Annotated in this window: 1 protein-coding gene; it reads right to left on the bottom strand. The window is 26.7% G+C overall.

The window, feature by feature from the left end; genetic code table 11:
- Positions 1–46: 46 nt before the first annotated feature.
- A partial coding sequence (locus I6E31_12495; protein ID MCF2640776.1) for a transposase occupies positions 47–419 on the bottom strand: 373 nt, incomplete at its 5' end.

Below are 419 nucleotides of genomic sequence, written 5' to 3'. Positions count from 1 at the left end.
TCGGATACAACGCGTCCTACACATTAGCATTTTCTTGTTTGTGAAATTATGCTAATTTATACATAGATAAATTTAGTGAAGCATTATAATCTCTATCAATTACTACTCCACAATGTGAACACTTGTAAATTCTATCTTTCAATTTCAAATCATATTTGATAGAACCACAAATACTACAAGTTTTTGATGATGGATAAAATCTATCTGCTATTACTAATTCAATTCCATTTAGTTCTGTTTTATAAGTCATATATTGTCTGAATTTGTAAAAACATTGTTTTCTTACTGAATCAGATAGATGTTTATTTTTCATCATTCCAGAAACATTCAAATCCTCTATTACAATTCTGTATGGTTTGGTTTTCACTATACTTGTTGTAACTTGATGAAGATAGTTATTTCTAATATTTGTTAATTTC

The sequence above is a fragment of the Fusobacterium varium genome, assembly GCA_021531615.1.
In the GTDB taxonomy this organism is placed as follows: Bacteria; Fusobacteriota; Fusobacteriia; order Fusobacteriales; family Fusobacteriaceae; genus Fusobacterium_A; species Fusobacterium_A varium_C.
Note: the sequence above shows the minus strand (reverse complement) of the source record. Positions and strands in the feature narration are given on the sequence as shown.